The 8,805-nt window shown below is 49.6% G+C and carries 11 protein-coding genes; all 11 read left to right on the top strand.

Going from position 1 to position 8,805, the window contains the following annotated elements; all coding sequences use genetic code 11:
• Positions 1-2,118, top strand: a 2,118-nt coding sequence (locus H8876_RS05590) for an FtsX-like permease family protein (protein WP_249286898.1), incomplete at its 5' end; no start/stop codon positions are given.
• A 141-nt stretch (positions 2,119-2,259) separates the two neighbouring features.
• Positions 2,260-2,877, top strand: coding sequence for a CalY family protein (locus tag H8876_RS05585; protein WP_249286897.1), 618 nt, complete (start codon positions 2,260-2,262; stop codon positions 2,875-2,877).
• A gap of 24 nt (positions 2,878-2,901) precedes the next feature.
• A complete protein-coding gene (locus tag H8876_RS05580; RefSeq protein ID WP_177264230.1) occupies positions 2,902-3,450 on the top strand; it encodes a hypothetical protein in 549 nt (182 codons plus the stop codon).
• A complete protein-coding gene (locus tag H8876_RS05575) occupies positions 3,435-5,528 on the top strand; it encodes an isopeptide-forming domain-containing fimbrial protein (protein ID WP_249286896.1) in 2,094 nt (697 codons plus the stop codon). The genes H8876_RS05580 and H8876_RS05575 overlap by 16 nt, the downstream gene beginning before the upstream one ends.
• On the top strand, positions 5,525-6,652 hold the full coding sequence (locus tag H8876_RS05570; protein WP_249286895.1) for a hypothetical protein: 1,128 nt from the start codon (positions 5,525-5,527) through the stop codon (positions 6,650-6,652). Before H8876_RS05575 ends, H8876_RS05570 begins: the two co-directional genes overlap by 4 nt.
• Entirely contained in the window at positions 6,645-7,109 is a 465-nt protein-coding gene (locus H8876_RS05565) for a signal peptidase I (protein WP_249286894.1), read from the top strand. The genes H8876_RS05570 and H8876_RS05565 overlap by 8 nt, the downstream gene beginning before the upstream one ends.
• 51 nt (positions 7,110-7,160) lie before the next feature.
• Positions 7,161-7,502, top strand: coding sequence for a histidine triad nucleotide-binding protein (locus H8876_RS05560; RefSeq protein ID WP_249286893.1), 342 nt, complete (start codon positions 7,161-7,163; stop codon positions 7,500-7,502).
• 112 nt (positions 7,503-7,614) lie between these two features.
• Entirely contained in the window at positions 7,615-7,794 is a 180-nt protein-coding gene (gene rpsU / locus H8876_RS05555) for a 30S ribosomal protein S21 (RefSeq protein WP_022146591.1), read from the top strand.
• Positions 7,795-7,822: 28 nt separating this feature from the next.
• Positions 7,823-8,275: a GatB/YqeY domain-containing protein gene (locus H8876_RS05550; RefSeq protein ID WP_283241762.1), complete on the top strand. Its 453-nt coding sequence runs from the start codon at positions 7,823-7,825 to the stop codon at positions 8,273-8,275.
• A gap of 180 nt (positions 8,276-8,455) precedes the next feature.
• Positions 8,456-8,623 carry a hypothetical protein gene (locus tag H8876_RS05545; RefSeq protein ID WP_249286891.1) on the top strand — a complete coding sequence of 56 codons (168 nt, stop codon included), beginning with the start codon at positions 8,456-8,458 and terminating at the stop codon, positions 8,621-8,623.
• Between the two features lie 28 nt (positions 8,624-8,651).
• On the top strand, positions 8,652-8,795 hold the full coding sequence (locus H8876_RS05540) for an SH3 domain-containing protein (RefSeq protein ID WP_249286890.1): 144 nt from the start codon (positions 8,652-8,654) through the stop codon (positions 8,793-8,795).
• Positions 8,796-8,805 lie beyond the last annotated feature (10 nt).

Here is an 8,805-nt window from a genome sequence, read left to right as displayed (position 1 = left end):
TTCATAAATGTGTCAGAAGCCTATGTAAGGAAGGTGGAACAGGCTGCATTCGGAGGCGGTGCAGACCATTTGCGTGAGGATATCAACGTCATGTTCAGGACGAGCATTGGCATAGAAGAAAACATGAAAACCGTTGAGAATGATCTCGGTTTTCAGTCTGATGATCTGGATAAAGATGGTTATGTCAGATACGGAGTGAACTGGGGGTATACGGCATCGCAGGCAGCGGATGGTATAGATCTGGAGATGGTCGCAGCTGCTGCGGCGCTGCTGATACTGATCATAATGACCGGATATCTGATCATCTACAATATATTCAGGATATCGGTCAGCAGCGACATAAGATACTACGGACTGCTGAAGACCGTAGGGGTGACCCCGCGGCAGCTTCGAAGAATTGTGAGACAGCAGGCTATGATGCTCTGTGCGGAAGGTTGCCCGGCGGGGCTGGTGATCGGATATCTGGCAGGGCGCGTGCTGATGCCGGTGATCATGGAATCTACCTCTCTGGGAACTTCGTGTGTGGAGGTGAGCATATCACCTGTGATATTCGCAGCATCTGCATTGTTTTCCATCGTGACGGTATTTCTGTCATGCGCCAGACCGGCTCGGATGGCGTCAAAAGTTTCTCCCGTAGAAGCTGTAAAGTATGCCGATGCTTCGCATGGTCAGCATAAAATCGGTAAAATGCGGCGGATCCGGAAACCAGGTGCTATGAAAAGTGCTGGTCTTGGACGGATGGCTCTTGCTAATCTAGGTCGCAACAGGCTGAAAACGCTGGTTGTGATACTGTCGATGGCACTGTCGGTCGTGCTGCTTTCTGTGCTGTGTGCTTTCGTAGGCGGTTTTGACATGGAAAAATACCTCAGTAAGCAGACCTGTGCTGACTTCATTGTAGGGAAAACAGACTATTTCAATTTTCAGGCACACGGCATCGAATCAGGGTTGTCCGAGGGTGAGATCGCTGAGATAAAAGCTGGGACTGAAAGTTCGGTTAGCGGCATGGCCTGGTCATTGGATGATACAGATTCTGTGATCTGGCTGCCGAAAAGCGCCGGGTCTTCGGATGACGATGCTCTGGATGACGATGAACAGACCTCATATGCAAAGCAGGCGCTGCAGAAGGAGGGCAGGGAGAATATGCCGTGCAGTGATCTGCAAATAGAAGGTCTGGACGCTGAACTTTTGCAAAAGCTGCAGGTCATCGACGGAGAACTCGCACCGATGAGTGATTCCGGAGAGAATGCCATAGCGGTGGCGGCTGAAACAGACGATAACGGAAACCTTATGGATGGGGACAGCCTTCCGAAACCGGGCGATACTGTGACCGTGACTTACATCGATGAGGGGTACTTTATCGACAGCCGGACCGGTGAAAAGTCGAGCGAGAACACGCCGGGCGAATATATCAAATACAAGGTGGCAAGAAGTCACGATGTCAGATACACCGTCTGCGCAGTCGTGAGCGTGCCATACAGCATGTCTTTCCGATACTCGGATTTTTCATCGATCGACGCAGTGATAAATTCGGAAAGGCTCAGAGCGGACAGCGACGCAGAGATCTTCCCGATGTTTTACATGTTCGATGCGTCAGATCGCAGTGCGGAAGACGGGGATGAAGCTTTCCTCAAGGAATTGACCAGCAGTCCGGCGTCATCGCTGATGTATGAGAGCAAAGCTACTGTCAGAGCAGAATTTGAAGGATTCAGGAATATGTTCACGCTGCTGGGCGGAGTGCTCTGTGTGATAACCGGGCTCGTGGGGATACTCAACTTTTTCAACAGCATCATGACGGGTATGATGAGCAGACGATATGAGTTCGCAGTGTTGCAGTCGATAGGGATGACTGGGAAGCAACTGCGATCGATGCTGATATACGAGGGACTGCTGTACGCTGCCTGTGCGATATTGCTGTCCATTGTGCTCAGTATCATCATAGAACCTATAGCAGGCAGAATGCTGGAAAACATGTTCTGGTTTTACAGTTACCGTTTCACGCTGAAGGGGATATTTATAACGGCGCCGGTATTCCTGGCGGCGGGCGCAGTGCTTCCGGCGCTGTTGTACAGAGGGATCTCCCGCAGGAGCATAATAGAGAGGTTAAGAGTCGGAGTGTAATGCTCCGGCTTATTTCTTTTTTTGGCGCGTTGATTACATTCTGGGAATTTTTTACGGATCGTGCTTGACATATGATGGAAGATAATGTATGATTTAGCAAATATTAAAATATTACATACTATTCAAAAGGAGGAAAAGGGAATGAAAAAGAAAATGTGCGCAGTTTGTGCTGTCATCGGGGTAATGCTGCTGGGATCGGCTACGGCATTTTTTACAGATCAGGGCAGTGCGGCAAATGAGTTTATCGTGGGAAATGTATCGGTAGACCTGACGGAGCCGGGGTGGAACCCGGACGACGGGACGGCCTTAACGCCAAACAAGACGGTAAAAAAGGATCCTCAGGTGACCAACACGGGGAGTAACGATGCCTTTGTATTTCTGCAGGTGAAGGTGCCGACGGCTTCCGTGAAGACGGCGGCAGCGGACGGCAGTCTGCAGGACAGCAGGAAGCAGGATCTGTTCCATTATACGGTCAACAGCGGCTGGAAACTGGTGGATCAGTCGGAGGAGGCTGATGCTTCGGTTTATACTTATGCGTATATCGACGCAGACGGGGCTATGAAGAAGTTGTCACCGCAGGGGAATACGGGAGCGCTCTTTGACAGTGTGACTTTCCTCAATCTGGTGGAAGGACAGCTGGATCGCGATACGAAACTGACTATTGATGTGGATGTCCTGGCCATCCAGACAGAGGATCTGGGCGTCAGCAGCGGCGTACCGGCAGATGTGCTGAAGCTGATAAAAACACAGAACAGTTGATCCGTGCAATGAGAAACGGGGGATATGATGGAGAGGAATTTCAATGCGGGAGGGAAACCGCGGGGCAGAGGGCTGGCGCGGTTTCCCGGGAAGATATCCTGGGGATTGGCAGTGGTTTTACTGATATGCACGGTGGCATTGCCTGCAGCAGCGGCTTTTCTGCTGAGTGCAGATACGCTTCACAACAGGTTTTCGGTAGGGGAGAATACAAGCCGGATCGAAGAGAGATTCGGCACATACGGATCCTTTGAGAAGGGAGTCAGCTACGAAAAGCGTGTCGCTGTGAAAAACACCGGAAGCATCCCTTGCCTTGTCAGGATCTTTGCAGAAATAGAAGACCCTGACTGCCGGGAGAAGATACAGATAGATCTTAATAAAAAGGACTGGAGCGAAAAGCAGGAGGACGGATTCTATTACTATCAGCACGTGCTTCTGCCGGGACAGACCAGCGAGCCGCTCTTTACTACCATTAAGGCAAAGGAGGACATCAACGATTTTCGCATGATCTGTTTCAGCGAGACGATCCAGTCGGATGGACAGAAAGGAGGAGCGGTGAAATGGGCGGATCAGTAAAAAGATCAGGATTTGATCCGTTACAGCGGTTGTTACTGAGTACACTGCTGCTGACGGTTCTTTTCTTCGGGAGCACGGCGACCTGCTATGGGGCGACTTTGAAGACGATCCCCAGCACGAATCTATCAGTTGCCTACAGCAACAAGCTGCTGCTGGGATATCATAACTATACCGCCACATGGAGCGGCGTTTCTGGAAAAATGATCAAAGGAAAATACAATTATGACTTGCTGTGTGTTCCCATCAAGACGAAAACGGGATCTTTTACCTACACTGATTTTCTGGATCTGAATTTCACAAATGTAGGTAAGATCAACGGGCGACAGATCGATGCCAAAGTCCATTTCAACTCCATGACAGTGGGCAAACGAAATGCTTCCGGGGAGCGAGGCGATAATTACTTCGCCGTATGCTATCTGGCTGATGAGTCAATGTGGATGTCTTCGACCATTGCAGGGATCGGCGCAGGATATCGTGCACCTAAAACCATAGATATCACGACGACAATGTATTGGCACGACACGGGAAAAGTGGTGAATCTACCGTTTTTTCAGTGTTTGTCTGATATCGATGCAGGTGCGAATTACTTCAAGGAAGCGTGGGAGGCCAAGAGCGGATTTTCGGGGATCTTTTATAAATACAGTCCATGTTTCCTCCGCTTTAGCGGCAATAGAGCTGCGACGCCAAAAGCTACTGATGTGGGTGGAAACGATTCTCTGTGGAAGGCAGGGTTCTATGCGCCGACGACAGGCGGGACGTTCCGGGGCGTGTTCACAGAGGGAAACTGTGCGACCCAGTTCATGCCTTACAGCGCCTATACCATGATGAGCAATCCGGTCAAGTCCTCGGACAGCAGGGATCGGAACGTAGAGGGCGATGAGATCGATTACACGATCACGCAGAAAATCGGGAAGTTCTACGTGGACACCATGACGCCCTATTCCTCTTTGGTCATGACAGACAGACTGCCGGAAGGACTGTCGTATCAGTCTGCAGCGATTTATGACGGCAGCGGCAGAGATATCACGTCACGGGGAAGCCTTTCCTATGATGAAAGCAGCCGGACGGTCAGTTTTACCATGGGAGCATCCTGGCTTGCCAGCATCGACAACTATTCGGGGCAGACATTGTGCTTGAAGATAGAGACAAGGGTGGATCCGGTGGAATCACCTTTAAAAACGGTGAAAAATTCTGCAACGACTACCATCGATAAAGATGTGAAGCTGACGTCCAATGAGATCTGTGATACGCTGGCGATCCCGTATCATGTAAAGTACGAGTACGTCTGCGGTACGAAAGGACGCAAGCTGCCGAAAGAGATCAGTACCCAGTCGGGAGCTTATCAAGTCAGCGATGAGAGCGCTTATTATCAGGGTGATATGGTGAAGCGAAAGGACACTCCGGAAGATGGGACAGTTTATAAGGTAGTAGATGGCGATGGAGAAGAAAAAGGTTCCTGGGTGCTGCAGTGGGATGCAGAAACGCAGAAAATAGACCAGAGAGATGTAACTTTTACGGGCACCTGGCGTTACGTGCCCGCACCTCGTCTTGTGATCGAAAAATCTATTTCACTGCAAAGCGATCAGCTGACAGAGGCTCACGGAGCACCGTGTTTTTTGTTTCGGATCACGGGAGCATCTTCGGGCAAGGTCTGGTATTGGTCGGTTTCCTTTAGAAGTGATTCTGTAGCAAAAGCAAAGACTGCAGCGGATGGATCTGAAAAGATCTATCGGGATCAGGACGGCAATACGTTCCGGATAGACGGCGATGTGCTCCGGGCATCTTGTCCGGCCATTCGTCTGCCGGAGGACGACTATCTGGTGGAAGAGCTGGATCCGCTGCGCTTTCGAGCGGTGCAGTCAGAAAGCGGCTATGTCGGCGATTTCGGATGGCAGCAGGCTGATACGGGAGCGGATTCTGCAAAGATTTCTCTCAGGCTCAGTCAGATGCGTCCGGGTGAAGAGGGCTACGATGCGTCTTATGCAAAGGTAAGCTTTAAGAATGAGAAGATCGATTGGAGCCGGTGCTCCCATACGGATCTTATTATAAATATGTTGAAGAAGGAGGCAAAGCGATGAGAGTCAGGGGGAGACGCTTGCTGCCACTTTTGATCGCGCTTCTGGTGATGGCTGGAGCATTCTGTTATGGAGCGGTGCGAACCAGCGGAGAGATCTGGAGTCATTTAGAGACGGGCAGCGTCAAGATCGGGATCGAGACTTTAGGGCTTGAACACGGGACGTTCAGAAAACTGCCGCAGGAGGTGATCGTAGACTGCGAGAAGCCGGTATCTTATGTTCCGCGGATCACCAATCGCGGCGAGACCTGTTATCTACGGGTACGTCTGCTGGCGAAAGCGGGAGACCAAGAACTGGAACTGGCGGATCATCTGCAGGATATCCAGAGTGGATGGATACGCAAAGGGGAATATCTTTATTATCAGGAGCCGGTTGCTTATGGGAGATCCGTCGATGTATGCCGGGGGTTTCAGCTGCCGGAAGAATGGGATTTTTATCAGGAAAAAAATCTGCAGCTCCAGACAGAAGCTGATGCTTTGCAGGCAAAGAACTTTAAACCGGATCTTGCAGCAGAAAACCCGTGGGGCGATCTGGTGGTAACAGCATCGCAGATCGAGAAAGGAAATCTGCTGAAGGTGGTGGAACCTGCGGGAGAGGAATTGCAGGAGATGGAAGGAAGCCCGTGTTCGATCACTGCAGACCAGGAGAAAGGACTGGTACTGGAAGAGGGAGCGTTTTTCTCACATATTATGCTTTTGCCGGGAGACAGCCATAGAGAGTCACTTCAGATGTCAAACCGGGAGACCCGGCGGATCCAGATCCTGATGAAAGCTGAATGGGAAAAAAGTTCGTTCTTGGATCAGATGCAGCTTCAAATCGACAACGGAGATGGATTTTATGACGGGCTCCTGACGGGCGCGGATCTGCGGGATTACAGGCCGTTGGCGACTCTGGATCCGGGGGAGACAAGAACGGTGGACGTGACTCTTTCCTTTCCGGAGTCGGCAGACAATCCCTATCAGCAAAGCAGCGACGATATCCGCTGGTGCTTTGCCATAAAGCAGGAGAGCAGAGGAGGATTTCCTGTGACGGGAAATGCAGGACCTTGGTTACTCTTTGCAGCAATCTGCTGCGGAGCAGCGATAGCAGGGGTCTGGTGTCTGAGAAAGAGACCGTGCGATGAATAGGAGTCGCAGAGCCAGGACACTGCTTCGGCTTATAGCAGCGACCGGACTGCTGGTGTTCCTGGGAATGGCCGTGCTGCTGGAACTTCGCCCGGTGGTGATCCTGTCAGGCTCCATGGAACCGTCGATTTCTACGGGGAGCATCTGCTTCATCAGCGGAGCTGACCGAAGGGGCGTGCCGGGCAGGGTCGTTGCCTATGAGCTGAAAGATCACCTGGTGGTACACAGGATCAGCAGATGTGTTTCAGGCGGGGAGTCTTTTATCACAAAGGGCGACAGTAATGATACGGAAGACCCGATCCCTGTATCGGCAAAGCAAATCCGGGGAAGGGTGATCGGAACGATCCCGTATCTGGGATATGGCGCTGTGTTTCTGAGAAGTCGGGCTGGCATCCTTTTGTCAGCAGCGATGGTATTTTTTCTCACATTTGTTTGCTTTCGGCGCGAAGACCATGTATAATATATGGATAAAGCAGAAAATTCAACGATCGAGAGCAAAGGATGTGAAAAAATGAGCGATTGTATTTTTTGTAAAATAGCGGCAGGAGAGATCCCTTCCAACAAAGTGTACGAAGATGATAAGATCGTATGCTTCCATGATCTGGATCCGCAGGCTCCGGTTCATGTGCTGATCATTCCGAAGAAGCATATTGCCTCTTTAGACGATACGACGGCGGAAGACGAAGAACTTCTGGGCTATATCCTGGGTAAAGTCAAGGAAATCGCAGCAGAGCTGGGGCTTGAAAACGGGTATCGACTCGTAAGCAACTGCGGTGAAGACGGTCTGCAGACCGTAAAACATCTGCATTTCCATCTTCTGGGAAAAAGAAAGATGACGTGGCCTCCAGGCTGATCGGCAAAAAAAATTGTTGCATAAAATGCCATAAAATAGTATAATAGCAACGTTATAGGCAAGCCGTTCTTAGGTTACGAGATTTCTGTAAAGTCAGGAGGTGAAACGAGAAATGGCACAGGTAATTGTTAGAGAAAATGAAAGCTTAGAAAGCGCATTAAAGAGATTCAAGAGATCTTGCGCTAGAGATGGCGTTATGTCCGAACTGAGAAAGAGAGAACATTACGAAAAACCTAGCGTAAAGAGAAAGAAAAAGTCTGAAGCTGCAAGAAAAAAGGCTAAGAAATACTAGTTTGTATAGATCAGAGGTGTTGTGAGTAATGACCTTAAAAGAAAGATTAAATGCTGACTTTAAAGAGGCAATGAAGAACAAAGAAAAGGTCCGCAAGGAGACTATCAGCTTTGTTCGAGCTGCAATCAAGCAGTATGAAGTGGACAATCGAGAGGAAATCGATGATGCTGGAATCGCATCCATTTTAGCCAAACAGGTCAAAATGAGAAAAGATGCCCTCGCTGATTTTGAATCGGCCGGCAGAACGGATCTGATCGATGCCTATAATGCAGAAATTGAAGTCCTGATGGATTATATGCCGAAACAGCTGACTGCAGAAGAGATACTGGATCTCGTAGGAAAAACAGCAGCTGATATGGGAATCGAACAGGGCGGCGGCAAGAGCTCCATGGGAAAACTGATGGGAGCTGTTATGCCAAAGGTCAAAGGCGTTGCAGACGGTAACGATGTCAAGAAGGCGGTAGAGCAGTTCCTGGCATAGCGGATGCAAGACCACAATATATTGATTGAAACAAAGATACGATGCTGACAGAAAAACCGTCAGCATCGTTTTTTTTGCTTTTTTTGACAGAATCCGGTTGGAAGACCCCCTGATCGAGTGCTACAATATTAGTTGACTACGAAAAAATGATTCTAGAAGGGAAACGACAGGAGAACGATCATGAAGAGGACTGTATCGATCATACTTATTTTGGTCATGGCTATCACTATCTACATCCCGATGACGGCAGAGCATTCTTATGGTGCAAGTGTGCGGACTACAATGCCGGGACTGGATTCCGCCGAGGGAAAAACCTACTACTACGGTTGCAGTCAATGCGGAATATAACGTTAAAATAACAGCAAAGGATCTCAATATGCGATCCGGTCCGGGCATCCTGTATGCACGAAAAGGTTACATCAAGCCGGGAACCTATACCATCAAGGCAACCAATGGTGACTGGGGACAGCTGAAGTCGAACGGTTACTGGATCAAACTGTCCTATACTAAGAAGATTTAAACAAAAACAG

Origin of the sequence: Lentihominibacter faecis (assembly GCF_014306095.1) — a bacterium.
GTDB lineage: Bacteria > Bacillota > Clostridia > Peptostreptococcales > Anaerovoracaceae > Lentihominibacter > Lentihominibacter faecis.
Note: the sequence above shows the minus strand (reverse complement) of the source record. Positions and strands in the feature narration are given on the sequence as shown.

What these genes read in the sequence shown, in the direction of transcription:
- H8876_RS05585 (WP_249286897.1), top strand. Translation starts at nt 2,260, where the DNA reads ATGAAAAAGAAAATGTGCGCAGTTTGTGCTGTCATCGGGGTAATGCTG.
- H8876_RS05580 (WP_177264230.1), top strand. Translation starts at nt 2,902, where the DNA reads ATGATGGAGAGGAATTTCAATGCGGGAGGGAAACCGCGGGGCAGAGGG.
- H8876_RS05575 (WP_249286896.1), top strand. Translation starts at nt 3,435, where the DNA reads ATGGGCGGATCAGTAAAAAGATCAGGATTTGATCCGTTACAGCGGTTG.
- H8876_RS05570 (WP_249286895.1), top strand. Translation starts at nt 5,525, where the DNA reads ATGAGAGTCAGGGGGAGACGCTTGCTGCCACTTTTGATCGCGCTTCTG.
- H8876_RS05565 (WP_249286894.1), top strand. Translation starts at nt 6,645, where the DNA reads ATGAATAGGAGTCGCAGAGCCAGGACACTGCTTCGGCTTATAGCAGCG.
- H8876_RS05560 (WP_249286893.1), top strand. Translation starts at nt 7,161, where the DNA reads ATGAGCGATTGTATTTTTTGTAAAATAGCGGCAGGAGAGATCCCTTCC.
- rpsU (WP_022146591.1), top strand. Translation starts at nt 7,615, where the DNA reads ATGGCACAGGTAATTGTTAGAGAAAATGAAAGCTTAGAAAGCGCATTA.
- H8876_RS05550 (WP_283241762.1), top strand. Translation starts at nt 7,823, where the DNA reads ATGACCTTAAAAGAAAGATTAAATGCTGACTTTAAAGAGGCAATGAAG.
- H8876_RS05545 (WP_249286891.1), top strand. Translation starts at nt 8,456, where the DNA reads ATGAAGAGGACTGTATCGATCATACTTATTTTGGTCATGGCTATCACT.
- H8876_RS05540 (WP_249286890.1), top strand. Translation starts at nt 8,652, where the DNA reads ATGCGATCCGGTCCGGGCATCCTGTATGCACGAAAAGGTTACATCAAG.